Here is a 19262-nt window from a genome sequence, read left to right as displayed (position 1 = left end):
CCTGGTTGTCAACAGGCGGGCTAATTGCTTTGGTTGTGGCCTTGAGCACAGAATGGGCTCCCGTAGCAGCATGCCAAGCCTCTGAAATGCCTAACCCACGCCCTGAACCCGCGGCCAGCCACGCGGTTGCCGCCACCTCCAGCCACGGTCGTTTGATCGAGGTACTGGACGCACTGGTCAGACGAGCGGAGGGTGAGCCGTGGGGTGTCAGGGAGCTGGCCAGCGAGCTCGCCGAGAGCCGCAGCACTATCAATCGGATCCTGGCGGCACTGGTCGAGCGTGACCTTGCAGCGGAAGATGGCGCGGGCAAGTATCGGGTCGGGCCACGCTTGCGGGTGCTGATGCAGGCGGTGAGTGCGCACAGCGCCGTGTGGAATGCGGCCGGGAAGCTGCTCGATGAGCTGGCCGGCGATGCCAAGCAGTCAGCCTTGCTCTCGGTGTATGCCCCGCACTGTGACGGCTACTTCGTGCTGTGTTGCGGCGAGGCAGCGGCCACCTTGGCCTTCAGGCCGCAGCTTGGCGCGATCTATCCGCTGGGTTTTGGCGATATTGGCCGAGCGTTCGCTGATCATCTGAACAGCGGCGCGCAGCCTGACCAGCAACAGCTGCCGGTGCCAGCCGACAACGGGCAGGCGATGGCCGAATCCGAGTTCCCCGCAGCGGTGGCCCTGGCCACCCGGTGCTTGCCGCATGGGCTGCTGGTGACGGTGTCGCTGCACGACCTGGGCGCTGGCGGTGGCAGCAGCGCCAGTGCGGCGTTGCGCAAAGTCGAACAGGTCTTGAACCACCTCGGGGGATTGCCCGTCACCGCGCGAGCCTGTCCGCAGGTGCGGGGTTGCGACGAGGACAGCGCCACTGCGGCTCGGCTGGAGGTATTGCTGCAAATCCTCTGTGCGGTACCCGACGGCTACCCCTGCAAGGCGGGGATTGCCGCCGAGCTGCAGTGCAACAGCGCCACGGCGCGCAAGATCGTCGAGTCTGCTGCACAGGCCAGCCTGGTGTTTGCCAGCAGCCAGGCGCTATACCCTGCGGCGCGCCTGTACCAGTGGGCGGCGGTGCTCGGCGACAACCGCTTCCCTGTGGCAAAACTGTGCCGAGCGATCGTTGAGGCGTTGGTCAAGCAGACCGGCGAAACGGTGGCCTTTCTCAGCTTCGATGCGTGCTCCAGCACGGCGCAATTCATCGAAGTGGCTCAGGGTTGGAAGCCCATCCAGTACAAACTCGAAACCGGTGTCGAAGTGCCGCTGTATGCCGGTGCTGCGGGCAAGGCTGTATTGGCGCACCTGGCCCCCGAGTTCGCTGACGGCCTGACCCTGAACAGATTCACCGAGGCCACCATCGTCTCGCATTCGGCGCTGCAGGCGGATTTGCTCGCCATTCGCGAACGCGGCTGGTCGCAGGGGGACGGCGAGCGAGTCCTCGGCGCCTTTGGTATCGGCGTGCCGTTCTTTGTCGACGGCCAGGTGGCAGGGTCGCTCTCGGCCACCATTCCGCAGTACCGCAAGCAGGATTGCGATCTAGCGGCATTGGTTGATCACATGAAGCTTGCAACCAGCCGCATCAGCCGGCTGCTTTCACTGGGCACTGCGCCTGCCCAAGGTGAACCGGGCCAGTAAGCCATGCCGCGGTTTGCGCTTAGCTGGCCGCGTATTTGCCAATGAACTGCGCCGCGATCATCGGCCGGCCGAAGTAAAAACCCTGGAAGGCAGTGCAGCCCATCGCTTGCAGGCAATCGAACTGGGCCTCGGTCTCAACGCCTTCGGCAACCGTCGATATGTTCAGTATCTCGGCAATTTCAATGATCTTTCTGATCAGTTCATATTTGCCCACGTCACTCTCAATACCGGCGATAAATGAGCGATCGATTTTCAACTCATCCAGTGGCAGTTCGCGCAGCAGGGCCAATGAAGAAAACCCCGTGCCGAAGTCATCCAGTGACCACGATATGCCGTCGCTGCGCAGATCTTCCATTTTCATCACAGTTGCCACCAGATCACTGGCAAATACCGACTCGGTTATTTCCAGGCGAAGTCGATTGGCAGGAATATTAAATTTGTGAACTATCTCTCGAACTTCTTCAACAAAGGTTGACGAAGTCAGTTGAAGCGGACTGACGTTTACCGACAACTTCCAGTGCTGTGCATCGCTGTGCTCGGACCACTCACTTAGCTGGCGACAGGCTTGTTCCAGCACCATCAGGCCGATGTCGTGGATCAGGCCGCTTTGCTCTGCAACGGGAATGAATTCGGCGGGCGACTGAATGCCGTGTCCGGGGCGGTCCCAGCGCAGCAGGGCCTCGGCGCCGATCACCCGCCCTTGTGCGCAGACTTGTGGCTGCAGGTAAGTGCACAGCTCGCGGCGGGCCAGTGCCCGTGCCAGCGCACTGTGCAGTTCGACCTTGAATTTCTGCTCATCGCGGAATATCGCCAGCACGCCCAGGGTCAGGGCCATGGCGGTGATGCTGTTCAGGGCATGCCCGAACTGGCTGATGTCTGATGGCAGCAATTCCAGCCGGCTAAAGGTCAATGGGCTGTTGGCGAAGAACACCAGGCCTGCGAAACATAGGCACGGAAACACCCAGCGCAGGTAGATGCCACTGTTGCGAAATAGCAGAAAGGCGGCCACGCCGATAGGGATCAGAAACAGGTTGGCCGAGCGTGATGTGTCGGCCGTCGCCGAGTCGGCCAGGCTGGCAATCACGGTAGCGATCAGCAGGCAATGGGCCAAGGCCGGCAGCGCGCGCTGTGTTGGCTGAGTCGCCAGATACAGGCAGGCCAGGCCAGACAGCACCACCGTGAACAGCAACACTGCCAGCAGCAACATGGCATGGGTCGCGTAATAAACGCCCCATAACGTGCCGTGCAAAATGCAGGCGACGCCGCTGAAGCGAAGGAGCAATTGGATGCGTGGCCACTGCGACGTGTCAGGGAACTTGCGAGCCATCCAACGCCTGCTCGCTTGAATTGATGTGTTCTTCACGTTGGCCAGTTCCACTGATGGAGTTGCGTTGTTGCGCGCACTAATAATCATAGACCACGCCACTCGCGGTTTACTGCGCATCATGGCCGGTGCAGATGACAAGCACGCCGCTCAAGTGCGGGGTCGCGCGCATGGTAGCAAACGTTTGCCAGGGAATGATGAATCGCGTGCTACGCGCCACCGTTATTAACTTGACCAGTTGATCAGTTCTGCCGTGGCCCGAGTAATGGAGGCAAGGGCATCTATTGTTTTGTATCCTCGGAATAATAAATCGCCGCGCGTTGTTGGTTATTCAGTTTATAGTCCCGGGCTGTTGTTATGGAGGAGGTTTCTGTGTTGCGGCGAACGTTGTCAATTTTGCCGGCGGCTGGCCAATGACCAGCGCGCTCATTCTCGCCTTGGTGCCGATTGCCTTGCTGATCATGCTTGGGCTCTGGCTGCGCCACGCGAACTTCGTCGGCGAAGCGTTCTGGCCGTATGCCGAAAAGCTCGGTTATTACGTGCTGCTGCCGGCACTGTTCTTCCATAGCCTGGCAACCGCACAGCTGGGCGACCTGCCGGTGCAGGCGATGGTCAGCGTGCTGGTGGTGTCGACGGTGGCCGTGGCTGCGGTGATGGTCTTGGCGCGGCGGTTGTTCCCGGCCGATGACCCGGCATTTACCTCGCTGTTCCAGGGTGGTGTGCGCTTCAACAATTATGTCGGGGTGACCGCTGCGGCGGGGATTTTCGGCGCCCATGGCATCGCCTTGGCTGCCATCGCCAATGCTGCGATCGTGCCCACGGTGAATATCCTCTGCGTGCTGGTGTTTGCCCGATATGGCGCGGGCAGTCGCCCGACCTTGGCCAGCGTGCTCAAGCAGCTGGCGCTCAACCCGCTGCTGCTGGCCTGTGCGCTGGGCATGCTGGTAAGGGGCAGCGGGCTTGCCATCCCGCCGGGCCTGGCTCCGGCACTGCAGGCGCTGGGGCAGGCGTCGCTGCCGTTGGGCCTGCTGTGCATCGGGGCGGCGCTGCACCTGCGCAGTATGCGCGGCTGGCTCAAGCCGATCGGCACTTCGTCAGTGATCAAGTTCGTGGCAATGCCCTTGGTGACGGTGTTGATCTGCCGCTTGTTCGGCCTTGAAGGCGAGGCGGCGCTGGCGGCGGTGCTGTTCCAGACCTTACCCACCGCGTCGTCCGCCTACATCATGGCCAGGCAGTTGGGCGGTGATGCGCCACTGATGGCGGCGATCATCGCCGGGCAGACGCTGCTGGCGGCGCTGGCGATGCCGCTGGTGGTGTTGGCTACGACACCGCTGCTGTAGCGCTGGGTCACCCAGCCAGAACTGTTCAGCGTGGCTAGGGTCTCTATGCCAACTTGTCGGCAATCACGTCTTTATCGCAGCCGCGCGGGCTCAGGCCTGGGTGGCTGCGGACACCTTTAGGAATCAATGGAATGGCTGGCAGCAGTTTTTTTGCTTTGTTGGATGATATCGCGGCGTTGCTCGATGACATTGCGCTGATGAGCAAGGTCGCGGCGAAGAAGTCGGCGAGCGTGCTCAGCGATGACCTGGCGGTGAACGCCGAGCAGGTCACCGGCATGAAGGCCGATCGTGAACTGCCGGTGGTATGGGCGGTGTTCAAGGGCTCGTTGAAGAACAAGGCGATCCTGGTGCCGTGCGCCTTGATCCTCAGCGCGTTGTTGCCGGCCGCGATCAAGTGGCTGTTGATGCTGGGCGGGATCTACCTGTGCTATGAGGGCTATGAGGCAATCAAGGACAAGCTTTCGCGTGGCGGCGATGAAGCAGCGGACGCTGAACACAAGCCTGTGCCGAAAACCCCGCAAGCGCTGGCCGAGTACGAGCAGCGCAAGATCAAGGGCGCGATCAAGACCGACTTCATCCTCAGTGCCGAAATCATCGTCATCACTCTCAACGTGGTTGCCGATGCGCCTCTGTATCAGCAAATCATCACTTTGGTGGTGATCGCGCTGGCGATGACGGTCGGCGTATATGGCCTGGTCGCCGGCATCGTACGCATGGATGACGCAGGCTTTGCTCTCGCGAAGTCGAAAGCTCAGGGCGCCTGGGGCACATTCGTCAAGAAATTCGGGCGCGGCCTGGTGGCTGCGGCGCCGTTCCTGATGAAGGCGTTGTCGTGGATCGGCACGCTGGCGATGTTTCTGGTCGGCGGCACCTTCGTTGCCGAGGGTATCCAGCCGCTTGAACACCTGATCGAGGCGCTGGTTAGCGCGAGCGCGGGCTGGGGCGCGGTGGCGAAGTTCGGCCTGTACGGTGTGGTTGGGGCGATCACCGGCTTTGTCGCTGCGGTGGTCGTCGGCGGGGTATCGCGGGTGCGCAAACTGGCGAGCAACTGATCGAACTGGTACCGCTCCAGCAGGGTTCATCCTGACTGGAGCGGATTCATACGCCGCGCCTGATCAGATCAGAAGTGCACCTTGACCAGCAGGCTGGCGGTGTTCTGGTCGGTGGTGAAACCGTCGGAATCCTTGATCCCGTATTTGTTCTTCCAGTAGTCGTACTCGATACCCACGTACAACTGCTTCTCACCCAGATGCATTGCCTTGCCCAGGTCGTATTTGATCTGTGGGTTGAAGTGCAGGTTGGCGTGGTAGGTGCCACGACGGTTCTGGTCGTTGTCGACTACCCAGTCCATGAAGCCGTCGATCAACACGTCCGAAGAGCCGACCGGGATGGTGTACGCCCACACCGGGGTGATCTGCCAGACGTTGTCGCCGGCGCGGCTGCCGTCGGTGGTGCGCTGGTAGAAGTTCAGCTGGAAGTAATCGAAGCCTGGGATATCCAGATCGAAGCCAGGGCCGATCAGGTACGACTCGCTGTCGCCTTCACCAAACTCGTAGGTCATCGCCAGCAGCACGTCCTTGACCGGGCCGAAGGCGATCTTCTGGTCGAGGATCTTGCCCAGCGACAGGCGCGGGCTGATCTCACCGTAGTAGGTGTTGGGGCCGTTGCCGGCGTCCTTTTTACCCTGGTAGAAGATCTTGTCGACAAACACGAAGTTGTCGCCGTACTTCCAGCCATCCGCGTGCTCGAAAGTGAAGGTCTGCTGGATTTCCGGGTTGACCTTGAAGTTCTTGCCCCACAGGTAGGTCAGGCTGTTGCTTTGCCACTGCAGCAGGTCACCGGCGAAGGTGGTCCCGGAGGCCAGCAGGCTGCCGGCGAGGATCAGGCTGTTGATGGTACGCATCGCGTGTGTCGCTCCCTTGATTCGGATCTGTTGTCAGCGCTCGGTGGTGGCGCTGTTTTTGTCTTTTGAGTCAACTTTTTTCGATTGACCACAGCTGTTTGGCAAGAGCTGCGCCAACTTTTGTCGTTGGTCGCAATCTTCCTGCTCGACGTCTTGCTGAACGGCTGAAAACGGTCCTGTACGGCTGGCAACACGCAGACCAACCACCCGAATTCATTGACTGAGCGGTCAGTAAACGCGGGCAGAAATCATTCTGCCCTGAGCGAGGGGGCGCGCAGATTACTCAGTTGCGCGCTGCGCCTCAAGTGCTCCGTCCTGGAGCACGTGGAACCAAAGTTGGGCGTTCGGTCAGCTTCTCAGAAATGCACCTTGACCAGCGCACTGGCTACGCTCTGGTTGCTGTCCAGATTGCCGCGGCTGTCGATGCCGTACTTGTCCTTCCAGTAGCTGTACTCAAAGCCCACATACAGCTGCTTGGCACCGTAGTTGAGGGCTTTGCCGAGGTCGTATTTGACCTGTGGGTTGACGTGCAGATTGGCGTGGTAGGTGCCGCGCCGGGTCTGGTCGTTGTCGACCACCCAGTCGATGTAGCCATCGATGAGTACGTCCGAGCGGCCGACCGGGATGGTGTAGGACCAGGCCGGGGTGATCTGCCAGACATTGTCACCGGGGCGGCTGCCCTCGGTGTTGCGCAAGTAGAAGTTGAGGGTGAAGTAGTTGAAGCCGGGCACCGCCAGGTCAAAGCCAGGGCCGATCAGATAGGCTTCGTTGTCGCCCTCGCCACGCTCGTAGGTCATGGCCAGCAACACGTCCTTGACCGGGCCGAAGGCAAAGCTCTGGCCGGTGATCTTGCCCAGCGACAGGCGTGGGCTGAACTCGCCGTAGTAGGTGTTGGCGCCTTTGCTGGCATCGGCCTTGCCGTTGTAGAAGATCTTGTCGACGAACAGGAAGGTGTCGCCATACTTCCATTTGTTGGCGTGCTCGAAGGTCACCGTCTGCTGGATATTCGGGTTGACCTTGAAATCCTTGCCGTACAGGTAGGTCAGGCTTTCGCCGTGCCACTGCAGCCATTCGCCGGCGTGGGCGGGGACGGTCGCCAGCAGGCTGCTGCCGAGCAAGAGGGACGAGGTGATGCGCTTCATGTCGTGATTCCCGGACTTATTGTTTTTTTTGGGGTTTTTTCGGCGCAAGGGCGCCCCGAACGGCCCATTCCGGCGGGCCGACGGTGTAGCGGTACTGCGTGAGCGTGAGAGCGTTGCAATCAAACGGGGTAGCCAGCCTGGCCACCCCGTCGACTCAGTGTTGGTGACAGGCGTCGTTGTGCGCCGCCCGGTCAGCACCACCGAGGATGTTGAACAGCACGTTGAGCACCAGGGCACAGACTGTGGCCATGGCAATCCCGCTATGGGTGATCGGTTCCATCCACTGCGGCATCTGCGCGAAGAACTCCGGCTTGACCACCGGGATCAGGCCAAAGCCGACACTCACCGCAACCAGCAACTGGTTGCGCCGGTCGGAGATGTCCGCCTCCTGGAGGATCTTGATCCCGGTGGCGGTAACCATGCCGAACATGGCAATCGACGCACCGCCAAGCACGGCCGGTGGAATCGAGGCGATCAGGTACGCCGCCTTGGGCAGTAGGCTGAGGCCGATCAGCATGGCCCCGGCCATGACCGTGACGTAGCGGCAACGCACGCCGGTCATCTGCACCAGGCCGATGTTCTGGGCGAACGAGGAGTGGGTGAAGGTATTGAAGAAACCGGCGATGAACGACGCACCGGCATCGCACAACAGACCCCGGCGCAACATGCCCGGGGTTACTTCGCGATCAGTCACCTTGCCCAGGGCGAGGAACATGCCGGTGGACTCGACGAAGATGATCACTACCACCAGGCACATCGACAGGATCGGCGCCAGGCTGAAGGTCGGCATGCCGAAGTGCAGCGGCGTGACCACCTGCAGCCATGGCGCAGCGCCCAGACCGGACAGGTCGACCATGCCGATCGAACCGGCGACGATGTAGCCCAGGCCCATCCCAACCAGCACCGACACGTTGACCCAGAAGCCACGCATGAAGCGGTTGATCAGCAGGATCACGGCCAGCACCAGACCGGCCACCATCAGGTAGATCGGCGCGCCGAAGGTCTCCGCTTGCTGGCCGCCACCGGCCCAGTTGACCGCCACCGGGAACAACGACAAGCCGATCGACGTGATCACCGTGCCGGTGACCAGCGGCGGGAAGAAGCGCACCACCTTGGACATGAACGGTGCGATCAGCATGCCGAAGAAACCGGCGGCGATGGTTGCACCAAAGATGCCCTGCAGGCCCACGCCGGGCATGCCGGCCATGGCCACCATGCTGCCGACTGCGGCAAAGCTTGCGCCCATCATCACCGGCATGCGAATGCCGACCGGGCCGATACCGAACGATTGGATAATTGTGGCAACGCCTGCGACCAGCAGGTCAGCGTTGATCAGGAAGGCGACTTCTTCACGCGACAGGCCAGCGGCCTGGCCAATGATCAGCGGCACGGCGATCGCACCGCCGTACATCAGCAGCACGTGTTGCAGACCCACCAGGATCAGCTGAAACAGGGGCAGGGGCTGTCGTGGCGGCGCAACAGGGATGTACGCCTTGGATGACTCTGACATGCAGCACCTCGAGTTTTGTTTTTATTCTCGGATCCAAGCGGTCAACCTGCAGCGCCAGGCTTTGGGTAAAAGCCAGGGGTTCACGCTGCGGGTTTGCGCTCGATGCTTGCTTGTTGCGTAGTGCGCATGGCGCAGGCGTGCCCTGCACGGGAAGTGGTCCCGGTGCAGGAGCAAGCCTGGCGATGCGTGGGGTCAGTTGACGGGGGCGCCTTTGGCGATCCAGTCACCGACCAGTTTGCGTTCTTCAACGGTCATCTGGGTGATGTTGCCCAGCGGCATGATCTGGCTGGCAACCGCTTGCGCCTGAATGCGCGCGGCCTGGGCCTGGATCTGCTGCGGGGTATCGAACATCACGCCACCTGGCGCCGTGCTGAACAGTGGGCTGGTCGGCTTGGACGAGTGGCACACAGTGCAGCGTTCCTGGATCACGTTGTGAATCGTGTCGAAGGTGTCACCCGACTGGGCTGTGGCCTGGGCCGGAGCCTGTGCAGCTGCGGCCGGTGCTTCAGCCGCCTTGGCCGCATCGGCAGCACGCTGTTCGGCAGCGGTCTTGCCGCCTACGGCCGTGGCTGGCAGCGGTTGATACTCGGTCTTCGCCGCAGCCTGCTCAGGAGTAGTTGGCAAAGGTTTAGGGCCGGTGACATAGGCCAGGCAGATCATCGCCAGAGCGCCGACGGGCAGGGTCCAGGCGTATTTGTTGCTGTCGTGACGGGTGTTGAAGTAGTGACGGATCAATACCGCAGCCACTGCAATCCCGGCCAGGATCAACCAGTTGTACTGGCTGCCGTAGGTGCTCGGGAAGTGGTTGCTGATCATGATGAACAGCACCGGCAGGGTGAAGTAGTTGTTGTGCCGCGAGCGCAGCAGGCCTTTGGCCGGCAACAGCGGGTCGGGCGTCTGGTTGGCTTCGATCGCCGCGACCAGCTGGCGCTGGGCGGGCATGATGATGCGGAACACGTTACCGACCATGATGGTGCCGATGATCGCACCGGTGTGCAGGTACGCACCACGACCGCTGAACACCAGGCTGAAGCCCCAGCATGCGGCGATGATCAGTACGAACAGCACGCCGCCGAGCAGGGCAGGGCGCTTGCCCAATGGTGAGTCACAGAGGATGTCGTAGATGAACCAGCCGGCTACCAGCGAACCGATACCGATGGCCACGCCTTCGGCGCCGCTCAGCGAGCTGCCCGGGGCGAGCAGGTACAGGGTCGGGTTCCAGTAGAACACCACGCACAGCAGGGCGATCCCGGACATCCAGGTGAAGTAGGCTTCCCATTTGAACCAGTGCAGGTTCTCGGGCATTTTCGGCGGCGCCAGCTTGTACTTCTCCAGGTGGTAGATACCACCACCGTGGATGGCCCAGAGATCACCCGACAACCCATCGCGCGGGTTGCTGCGGTTGAGGTGGTTCTCCAGCCAGACGAAGTAGAACGATGCACCGATCCAGGCGACGCCTGTGATCATGTGAACCCAGCGAATGCTCAGGTTCAGCCATTCGTGAAGGTGTGCTTCCACAGTATGTACCTCTTGCCGATCACCAGCTTGAACGCTGCACGCGACCTTGCGCGCGATAAGCAGGCTGCGAGCGCAGCAGGTTTATCGCGACACCGAGTATTTCATGCAGGCCGTGGATGACCGACCTTTTCTTATTGGTGGGGATTGAGGATCAACATCTGTTCCTCGGTGAAGTAATGCTCATCGCAGTTGTTGCCTGAACCACTGCGATCAACCACCAGGAAATCATCCCGCTTTTCGATCGTCAGCACCGGGTGGTGCCAAACGCCGCGATGGTAATTGACGCCCTGCCTGCCGTTGCTGCGGAAGGCACGGACCAAACCTGATACAGGTGCATCGCCAACTGGCGCGACCACGATCAGAAACTGATTGCCGAGCAGCGGAATGAAAGCCTGGCTGCCCAGCGGATGGCGTTCGAGCATACGCACGGTCAACGGCATTTCCAGCGCGTCGGCGCGGAAGATACTGATGATGGCGTTGTCCTCAGGCTCGGCGGTTTCAACCGTGGCGAGCTTGTGGAAGCGCATGGTCGAGCCGTTGTTGATCATGAAGTGGTCGCTGCCGTCGGTTTCGATCACGTCACCAAAGGGGGCGAAGGCTTCTTTGCTCAGGGGCTCGATCACTAGTGTGCGCATGCTTGTTATCTCTTCTTCTATGACTGGCTAATGTGGTGGTGCGCTTGCCGGAAGGCCCTGGGTACGCTCGCGTGGCGGACTCGGGCCAGACCTTGTGGCAAGCCTTACAGCTGCAGCAGGCGGAACAGCGCGATCAGGTTGATCTGCGCCAGCGCCTCTTTGAATTCGGCATCGGCATCGTTGTGAATCCGGGTTTCGAACGCCGCCAGAATCTGGTGTCGGTTACTGCCCTTGACCGCCATGATGAACGGGAACTGGAACTTGGCCTTGTAGGCATCGTTGAGTTCGGTGAAGCGGGCGAACTCTTCGGCAGTGCACTGGTGGATACCGGCGCCAGCCTGTTCATTGGTACTCGATTCGGTCAGCTCGCCCTGGACGGCGGCTTTGCCGGCCAGGTCCGGGTGAGCGTTGATCAAGGCCAACTGGTCGGCGTGGCTGGCGCTGAGCAGGATGTCGCTCATGCGCTGATGCAGGGCTTCGATCTGGTCCAGCTCGGCCAGTTGACCGAGGTCATAGGCCTTCTCGGCCACCCACGGCGAGTGCTCGTAGATGTCAGAAAAGGCGCTGACGAACGCGTCACGGCTCAGGGTCGAAGGAGTCAGGGTCTTGAAGGCGGTCATCAGGCGTTCTCGTTCTGGTACGGGTGGGTGGTGTGCCAGTGGCGGGCGATGTCCACGCGACGGGCAAACCAGACCTGGTCATGGCTCTTGGCGTATTCGACGAAGCGCTTCAGCGCTGCCAGCCGCGCCGGGCGACCGACCAAGCGGCAGTGCAGGCCGATCGAGAGCATCTTCGGCGCTTCGGCGCCTTCTTCGTAGAGCACATCAAAGGCGTCCTTGAGGTACTGGAAGAACTGCTCGCCACAGTTGAAGCCCTGCACCTGGGTGAAGCGCATGTCGTTGGTGTCGAGGGTGTACGGGATCACCAGATGCGGCTTGCCGGTTGGGTTGTTCGGCTCCCAGTAGGGCAGGTCGTCGTCGTAGGTGTCGCTGTCGTAGAGGAAACCGCCTTCTTCCATCACCAGACGACGGGTATTGGCGCCGGTACGACCGGTGTACCAGCCCAGTGGGCGCTCGCCGGTCAGTTCGGTGAGGATGCGGATGGCTTCGAGCATGTGCTCGCGCTCCTGCGCCTCGTCCATGTTCTGGTAGTCGATCCAGCGGTAGCCGTGGCTGCAGATCTCATGGCCAGCTTCGGCCATGGCGCGGATCACATCCGGATGGCGCTGGGCGGCCATGGCCACGGCGAAGATGGTCAGCGGTACGCCGGTGTCCTTGAACAGCTTGAGCAGGCGCCAGACGCCGGCGCGGCTGCCGTACTCGTACAGCGACTCCATGCTCATGTTGCGTTGGCCCTGCAGGGGCTGGGCGGCAACCATTTCAGACAGGAAGGCTTCGGACTCTTTGTCGCCGTGGAGGATGTTGCGCTCGCCACCTTCCTCATAGTTGAGTACGAACGACAAGGCGATGCGGGCGTTGCCCGGCCAGTGCGGGTGAGGTGGGTTGTTGCCGTAACCGATCAGGTCGCGAGGGTAGTCAGCGCTCACTGCAGTCTTCCTTCTTGTACGTTGTGCGAGGGGTGGTGGACCCGCGTCGGGTTGTCGCACTCACCGGATGGGCTGATTGTATACAACTTCTGAAATCTTTTGTAAGCCTGTTTTTCCGCATTTCTGCCCTTTTGTCGCGTGAGACTGCTTTGCAAGAAACTTGCCTGATTGGTCAGCTAATGACCTGGGCCTGCTTATACAGCCTATATCTGGCGATACATAGCAGGTTTTCGCGAGCGTGTGGCGGAGTGGCGCTGAAGGGTCTAAAAAATTGTGTACAATTTATTGAGAAAGTGTCTTAATGAGCTCATTCCCACACACGGCAGGCCCTCTTACGGTGCTTGCTGGGTATTTTCTGCCCACGAACTGAACAAGAGGCGACACGCACATGGGACGTCTGACCACTCACGTACTGGACGCTGCGCATGGCTGCCCGGGCAGCTCGATCAAGGTCGAGCTGTACCGTGTCGAAGGCCAGCAGCTGGAATTGGTTAATACCGCGCTGACCAACAGCGATGGCCGCGTCGATGCGCCGTTGCTGCAGGGTGACGATTACCGCACCGGCGTGTACCAGTTGCAGTTCAGTGCCGGGGATTACTATCGAGCTCGGGGCGTGGCTTTGCCAGAAGCGGCGTTCCTGGATGTTGTGGTGCTGCGCTTTGGGGTCGACGAGAAGCAGGAGCACTACCACGTGCCGCTGCTGATCTCGCCTTACAGCTACTCGACCTATCGTGGAAGCTAGTTGGTCGCTAGAAGAATCTTCGTAGGTCTTTGGCCCGCTCTCACACTGGCGGGCTTTTTTTCGTCTGGAGATTGGTGTTTCTGAGGCCTTGTGACCATCGCTGGTCTTTGTTCAGGTGTGTTTTCGCACGGCCTGGTTGTTCTGCTTCAGTACTCGGCCAGTCGCATAGCCGGCCTTGTCCTCGGCGCCAGCAGCAATGGCGCCCATGAAATTGAATGTGGCCCCGACGATGCGTTCAGCGCCTTTCTCAGTGGTCACCCATACGCGTGCGGCCTCGAGGTGAGCCGACGTGTTCGAGATCTGACCGCTGAGATTTTGCGTGGCTATATCGCGGTATATACCCGCGTGCTCAGTGGTCAGCGTGGCGTCGTTGTGACTCGTCAGGTTGTCGTTGACCTTGAACAGCTTTTGCGTAAAGGGTGTGCTGTCCACTTGGTCACTGGCAAATTTACGGATTACTGCCCTTCCCAACCTTGGTGATTCCTGCGAGGTTGGATCCGGGAAGAGTGCTTTGCTCGCCAGGTCTACTGACTTTTTTGCAACCTGAATTTTCGGTTGGACGTGTTTTCTCATGAACGTAAGCGCCCAAGGGGTTTTCCCCGTGGGGTCGGTAAGGTTTATCGGGTCATTCAGGCAGTAGGCATAGGCATTCAACCCACCGCTGCCGAACGGACTCAGGCTGTCCGGGCTGAGGAATTTCATGAGCGACGGGCTGTAGGCGCGATGACCGTTGCCGAGCAGGTAGTAGCCGGTTACCGGTTCGCGCTTTTGTCCGGTAAACGACAGCAGGCTGGCGTCCGCCTCCAGGGGGTGGTGGCCATAGGCGGCGTAGGCGATGCTCGCGCTGCTGGCGGCGCCCTGCAGCCGCACAATCGATCCTTGCTGATCGACGCCGAGCGGACGGGTGGCCGTGGTGTTGTCCAGCTGCGCCAAGGCTGACTCGCCATGGCGCAGCAGCGTGATGCATCGCTCACCTTGAAGCTCGGTCGCCAGGGATGACGCTTGGTAGAAGCGCAGCGCCGGGGGCAAAACGGAGGGTGGGGTGGTGTTGGGGAGCATGTTCGGGTCTCGGCATGGAGAAGATGAGACCCGAGTCTAACGTGGGGTTTTTCTGCAGTGACCTGTCAAAAATGACAGGCCACTGCAAGAGGCCCTAGAGGAATACGAACTTGGCGATGAAGATCACGCAGAGTACCCAAAGGCTGGGCGAAATCTCCTTGTACTTGCCCGTCCCGGCCTTGAGCACCACGTAGCTGATGAAGCCCAGGGCAATGCCGTCCGCCACCGAGAAGGTCAACGGCATCATGATCACCGTGACTATCGCCGGAATGCTGTCGGTGGCTTCGTCCCAGTTGATATGGGCCATGCTGCCCATCATCAGCATCGCCACGTAGATCAGCGCGCCAGCGGTGGCGTAGGCGGGGATCATCCCTGCCAGCGGGGCGAAGAACATCGCCGCGACGAACAGTGCCCCGACCACCACGGCGGTCAGCCCGGTACGGCCACCTGCGGCCACTCCCGCAGCGCTCTCGACGTAGCTGGTGACCGGCGGCACGCCAACGGCGGCGCCGAACACGCTCGAGGCACTGTCGGCCTTCAGCGCCCGTGACAGGTTTTCGATCTTGCCGTCCGGCGCCACCAGGTTGGCGCGCTGGGCAACCCCCATCAAGGTCCCGGCGGTGTCGAACATGTGCACGAAGAGAAACGCCAGCACCACGCTGATCATGCTCACGTTGAACACGCCGGCGACGTCCATGGCCATCCAGGTCGGCGCCAGACTCGGCGGCAGCGAGAACACCCCGCCGTACTGCACCAGGCCCAAGCCCCAGCCGGCCAGGGTAACGCTGATGATGGCGATCAGGATCGCACCGAACACTCGGTGATAGCTGAGCACCGCGATCATCAGGAAGCACACCGCCGCCAACAGCGGCCCGGCCTCGTGCAGCGAGCCGAGCTTGATCAGGGTCGCCGGGCTGTCGACGACGATGCCCGCAGTCTTCAGGCCGATCAGCCCGAGAAACAATCCGACGCCGGCCCCCATGGCATGGCGCAGGCTCAGCGGAATGCTGTTGAGCAGCCATTCGCGAACCCGCGACAAGGTCAGGAACATGAACAGCACCCCGGAGACGAACACGGCGCCCAGCGCCGCCTCCCAGGTGTAGCCCATGGTGCCGACCACGGTGTAGGTGAAGAAGGCGTTGAGCCCCATGCCCGGCGCCAGGCCAACCGGCCAGTTGGCGTAAAGCCCCATCAGCAGGCAGCCGAGCGCGGCCGAGATGCAGGTGGCGACGAACGCCGCACCATGATCGATGCCGGCGTCAGCCATGATGTTGGGGTTGACGAAGATGATGTAGGCCATGGTGATGAAGGTGGTCACCCCGGCGATCATTTCGGTCTTGACGGTGGTGCCATGTCGCTTGAGTTTGAAAATCCGTTCCAGCCAGCTCGTTTCGAGCGGCGGGGTGAGATCCAGCGTAGGGGCGTCGGATTTGCGGGTGTCCACAGCGAGTACTCCTCAAGTCTTTCTTGTTGTTCGGAACCAGTGTCCTGCGCTATGCACTTGGTGATTCCGCGAGGGTGAGGCAGACGTCTGACCGTTTTTGTTGACTCATGGGTCAAGAAGTTGCTCGCTGGATTATGCGTTTGTGTACAAATAATGCAAATAATGTTTTATCTTTCCTGGGTACAATCTTGTAAATAGTGGCTATATGCCGAAATGGCCACCTGCAGAAACGGGTCAGCCTGTGTACAATGGGCCAGTACCTTTCTTCTTATTTCCAACCAGGGCTTGCCAGCCACCCTCTGACAGGCAGTACAGTCAAGGTCCGATTGGCGGATTCCCATGCTCGAGTGCCCATGAACGAACAGCTGCAGCCTCTCAAGAAACCTGTACGCACCGGCAAGGCCGGGCGCAGTGGTACCCAGGACGACATCGTCTACGCGCATATTTTCGAGGCGATCCTCGAGCAGCGGCTGGCGCCGGGCACCAAGTTGAGCGAGGAAGCGCTGGGCGAGATATTTGGCGTCAGCCGCACCATCATTCGTCGCGCGTTGTCGCGTCTGGCCCATGAGAGCGTGGTGTTGCTGCGGCCCAATCGCGGTGCCGTGGTTGCCAGTCCGACGGTTGAAGAGGCGCGGCAGGTGTTCTTTTCGCGACGGATGGTTGAGCGGGCGATTACCGAGTTGGCGGTGCAGCATGCTACGGCTGAGCAGCTGAACGAGCTGCGGCAGATGGTGCGTGACGAGCGCGACAGCTTTTCGCGGGGTGATCGTGGGGCCGGGATTCGGCTTTCCGGGGAGTTTCACCTGAAGCTGGCCGAGGCTGCTGGGAATGCACCTTTGGTGAGTTTCCAGCGTAGTCTGGTGTCGCAGACATCGCTGATCATTGCTCAGTATGAGAGCGGGAACCGGTCGCACTGTTCGTATGATGAGCATATGCAGCTGATCGATGCGATCGAGGCGAGGGATGCGGGGCAGGCGGTTAGCTTGATGATGCATCATATGGATCATATCGACAGCAAGCTGAACCTCGATGAGGAGAGTGCTTCGGACGATCTGCATGCGGTGTTTTCGCACTTGTTGCAGAAGAAGCCTGCTCGGGCTACTTCGGCTAAAAGTTGATTGGTTGGTTGTCGGCTTGGGGCTTATCCGATTGATGTGTGGTTTGATCGGACCCCTTTCGCCCTTACGGCGAGTCACTTTTTTGGCAAACGTCCCAAAAAAGTAACTCGCCGTAAGGGCGAAAGGGGCCCTCAAAGCCCCCGAATGAATTGGATAAGTTCACAGCAATCGTGAACAACCCGCTACCGCTGATGCACACACCGCCCAGCCGCATACGTCTCCAGCACCGTCCGATCATCCCCCAGCGTCGTCAGCACAAACAACGTTTCCTCGATCCCCCCTGATTGCTGCAGGCGATACTCAAGCAACGGCGTAGCCTTATAATCGAGGACCACGAAGTCCGCATCACTACCCGGACGCAAACTTCCCACCCGATCCTCCAGCCGCAAAGCCCGAGCCCCACCCAGCGTCGCCAGGTACAACGACTTGAACGGGTGCAAGCGCGCGCCCTGCAACTGCATCACCTTGTAAGCCTCATTCAAGGTATGCAGCAGCGAAAAACTGGTCCCCGCGCCAACATCCGTGCCCAGCCCGACATTGACCTTGAACTTCTCAGCTTGCGGCAAGTTAAACAAGCCACTGCCCAGGAACAGGTTCGAGGTCGGGCAGAACGCCACCGCCGAGCCCGTCTCCGAAAGCCGCTGACACTCTTCATCACACAGATGCACGCCATGGGCAAACACCGACCGCTCCCCCAGCAGCTCGAAGTGATCGTAGACGTCCAGGTAACCCTTCTGCTCCGGGAACAAGCCCTTGACCCAGTCGATCTCCTGCAGGTTCTCGGACAGGTGCGTATGCATGTACACCCCCGGATGCTCCTTCAGTAACTGGCCGGCCATCGCCAATTGCTCGGGCGTGCTGGTCGGGGCAAAGCGCGGCGTCACCGCATAGTGCAGCCGGCCCTTGCCATGCCAGCGCTGAATCAGCGCCTTGCTCTCGGTGTAGGACGACTCCGCCGTGTCGGTCAGATAATCCGGCGCGTTGCGGTCCATCATCACCTTGCCGGCGATCAGGCGCAGGTCCAGCCGCTCGGCCTCTTCGAACAGCGCGTTGACCGACTCCGGATGCACACTGCCGAACACCAGCGCGGTGGTGGTGCCGTTGCGCAGCAGCTCCTGCAGGAAGATCTTCGCGACCTTGTCGGCATGCGCCTTATCGGCAAACTGCTTTTCGCAGGGGAAGGTGTAGGTGTTCAGCCAGTCCAGCAACTGCTCGCCATAGGAGCCGATCATGCCGGTCTGCGGGAAGTGGATATGGGTGTCGATAAAGCCCGGGGTGATCAGGGCATCCTGGTAATGCACCACGTCGATGTCGGCATCCAGCGTCGGCAGCAGGTCGCTGGCGTGACCGAGGGCGCTGATGCGGCCTTCGTCGACCACCAGCAGGCCGTCCGGGTAGTACTCGCAGGATGCCTCCAGGCCGACTTCGGCGGGGTCGCCAACGCTGTGCAGGATGGCGGATCGGTAAGCTTTGCGGGTTGCGCTCATAACACTCTCGTCAATTGGCGTGGCTGCGGCGGGACGGCGGCAGCAACTGAGCAATGGGGCCGGCATTGACCGCAGCATCGTGCTGGCCAAAACAGGCGTTGTAGGTGGCGATGATTTCGCCGGCAATCGACACGGCGATCTCGATCGGCAATTTGCCTTTGACCTCGGCCAGGCCCATCGGGCAGCGCATGCGTGCTAGCACCGCATCGTCATAGCCGCGATCACGCAGGCGATGCTCGAACTTGGCCCGCTTGGTCTTCGAGCCGATGAGGCCGAACCAGGTGAAGTCGTTGCGCTTGAGGATCGCCGCAGTCAGCTCGAGATCGAGCTGGTGGTTGTGGGTCATGACGATGCAGTAACTGCCTGGCGGCAGCGCAGCCACTTCGTCGACCGGCTCCTCGCTGATGATGCGGCTCACGCCGGTGGGGATCAGCTCCGGGAATTCTTGCTCGCGCGAGTCGATCCAGCGCACCCGGCAGGGCAGGGCAGCGAGCAAGGGTACCAGAGCCCGGCCGACGTGGCCCGCACCGAACACGGCGATCTCGGCCTGCACCGCCGCCATTGGCTCGAACAGCAGCACGGTAACGCCGCCGCAGCATTGGCCAAGGCTCGCGCCGAGGCTGAAGCGCTCCAGATGCGGGGTGCTGCGCTGCTCGTCGAGCATCTGCCGGGCGATGTGCAGGGCCTTGTACTCAAGGTGGCCACCGCCGATGGTGTCGAACAGCTGGCGGGCGCTGACGACCATCTTCGAGCCGGCATTGCGCGGGGTCGAGCCGCGCTCTTCGATGATGGTCACCAGCACGCAGGGTTCACCGCGAGCTTGCAGGTCGGCGAGGGCGTTGATCCATTGGTGCATGATACAAAACCTCAGTTGGCTT

Annotated in this window: 17 protein-coding genes; 5 read left to right on the top strand and 12 right to left on the bottom strand. The window is 61.0% G+C overall.

What is annotated here, in order from left to right:
* The first annotated feature begins 86 nt into the window (after positions 1-86).
* Positions 87-1616 carry an IclR family transcriptional regulator domain-containing protein gene (locus tag AC58X1_RS21020; RefSeq protein ID WP_497429413.1) on the top strand — a complete coding sequence of 510 codons (1530 nt, stop codon included), beginning with the start codon at positions 87-89 and terminating at the stop codon, positions 1614-1616.
* Between the two features lie 19 nt (positions 1617-1635).
* Here the strand turns inward: AC58X1_RS21020 and AC58X1_RS21015 are convergent, their stop codons facing one another.
* Positions 1636-2943, bottom strand: coding sequence for a putative bifunctional diguanylate cyclase/phosphodiesterase (locus AC58X1_RS21015; RefSeq protein WP_259077388.1), 1308 nt, complete (start codon positions 2941-2943; stop codon positions 1636-1638).
* Between the two features lie 410 nt (positions 2944-3353).
* On the opposite strand from AC58X1_RS21015, the gene AC58X1_RS21010 reads away from it, so the two are divergent.
* Positions 3354-4280: an AEC family transporter gene (locus AC58X1_RS21010; protein ID WP_497429412.1), complete on the top strand. Its 927-nt coding sequence runs from the start codon at positions 3354-3356 to the stop codon at positions 4278-4280.
* 131 nt (positions 4281-4411) lie between these two features.
* Positions 4412-5332: a DUF808 domain-containing protein gene (locus AC58X1_RS21005; protein WP_150572692.1), complete on the top strand. Its 921-nt coding sequence runs from the start codon at positions 4412-4414 to the stop codon at positions 5330-5332.
* 68 nt (positions 5333-5400) lie between these two features.
* Here AC58X1_RS21005 and AC58X1_RS21000 read toward each other — a convergent pair whose 3' ends face one another.
* The 7 genes from AC58X1_RS21000 to puuE form a co-directional block, all read right to left on the bottom strand.
* Positions 5401-6183, bottom strand: a complete 783-nt coding sequence (locus AC58X1_RS21000; RefSeq protein WP_150572691.1) for an outer membrane protein OmpK — start codon at positions 6181-6183, stop codon at positions 5401-5403.
* 356 nt (positions 6184-6539) lie between these two features.
* Complete coding sequence (locus AC58X1_RS20995) at positions 6540-7325, bottom strand: outer membrane protein OmpK (protein ID WP_101317991.1); 786 nt, start codon at positions 7323-7325, stop codon at positions 6540-6542.
* Positions 7326-7479: 154 nt separating this feature from the next.
* A complete protein-coding gene (locus tag AC58X1_RS20990; protein ID WP_101317993.1) occupies positions 7480-8835 on the bottom strand; it encodes a nucleobase:cation symporter-2 family protein in 1356 nt (451 codons plus the stop codon).
* Between the two features lie 192 nt (positions 8836-9027).
* Positions 9028-10353 carry a urate hydroxylase PuuD gene (locus AC58X1_RS20985; protein WP_497429411.1) on the bottom strand — a complete coding sequence of 442 codons (1326 nt, stop codon included), beginning with the start codon at positions 10351-10353 and terminating at the stop codon, positions 9028-9030.
* A 131-nt stretch (positions 10354-10484) separates the two neighbouring features.
* On the bottom strand, positions 10485-10988 hold the full coding sequence (locus AC58X1_RS20980; protein WP_101317997.1) for an ureidoglycolate lyase: 504 nt from the start codon (positions 10986-10988) through the stop codon (positions 10485-10487).
* A 104-nt stretch (positions 10989-11092) separates the two neighbouring features.
* The gene (uraD, locus tag AC58X1_RS20975; protein ID WP_497429410.1) at positions 11093-11608 is read right to left on the bottom strand and encodes a 2-oxo-4-hydroxy-4-carboxy-5-ureidoimidazoline decarboxylase; all 516 of its coding nucleotides are present in this window, start codon (positions 11606-11608) and stop codon (positions 11093-11095) included.
* On the bottom strand, positions 11608-12534 hold the full coding sequence (gene puuE, locus AC58X1_RS20970; protein WP_101318001.1) for an allantoinase PuuE: 927 nt from the start codon (positions 12532-12534) through the stop codon (positions 11608-11610). The genes uraD and puuE overlap by 1 nt, the downstream gene beginning before the upstream one ends.
* Positions 12535-12922: 388 nt before the next feature.
* Between puuE and uraH the strand changes: the two genes are divergently transcribed.
* Positions 12923-13276, top strand: a complete 354-nt coding sequence (gene uraH / locus AC58X1_RS20965) for a hydroxyisourate hydrolase (protein ID WP_150572689.1) — start codon at positions 12923-12925, stop codon at positions 13274-13276.
* A gap of 111 nt (positions 13277-13387) precedes the next feature.
* Here uraH and AC58X1_RS20960 read toward each other — a convergent pair whose 3' ends face one another.
* Together AC58X1_RS20960 and AC58X1_RS20955 are read right to left on the bottom strand one after the other, a co-directional pair.
* Positions 13388-14335 carry an RHS repeat-associated core domain-containing protein gene (locus AC58X1_RS20960; protein ID WP_497429409.1) on the bottom strand — a complete coding sequence of 316 codons (948 nt, stop codon included), beginning with the start codon at positions 14333-14335 and terminating at the stop codon, positions 13388-13390.
* A 94-nt stretch (positions 14336-14429) separates the two neighbouring features.
* Positions 14430-15779, bottom strand: a complete 1350-nt coding sequence (locus tag AC58X1_RS20955) for an NCS2 family permease (protein ID WP_150572687.1) — start codon at positions 15777-15779, stop codon at positions 14430-14432.
* Between the two features lie 353 nt (positions 15780-16132).
* On the opposite strand from AC58X1_RS20955, the gene AC58X1_RS20950 reads away from it, so the two are divergent.
* A complete protein-coding gene (locus tag AC58X1_RS20950) occupies positions 16133-16897 on the top strand; it encodes a GntR family transcriptional regulator (protein WP_497429408.1) in 765 nt (254 codons plus the stop codon).
* A gap of 182 nt (positions 16898-17079) precedes the next feature.
* Here the strand turns inward: AC58X1_RS20950 and guaD are convergent, their stop codons facing one another.
* Complete coding sequence (gene guaD, locus AC58X1_RS20945) at positions 17080-18384, bottom strand: guanine deaminase (protein ID WP_497429407.1); 1305 nt, start codon at positions 18382-18384, stop codon at positions 17080-17082.
* A gap of 10 nt (positions 18385-18394) precedes the next feature.
* Complete coding sequence (xdhC, locus tag AC58X1_RS20940) at positions 18395-19240, bottom strand: xanthine dehydrogenase accessory protein XdhC (protein ID WP_101318014.1); 846 nt, start codon at positions 19238-19240, stop codon at positions 18395-18397.
* Positions 19241-19262 lie beyond the last annotated feature (22 nt).

This window comes from Pseudomonas sp. PGPR N4 (assembly GCF_059693665.1).
The sequence above is the reverse complement of the archived record's forward strand: the minus strand, read 5'-3'. Positions and strand labels throughout refer to the sequence as shown.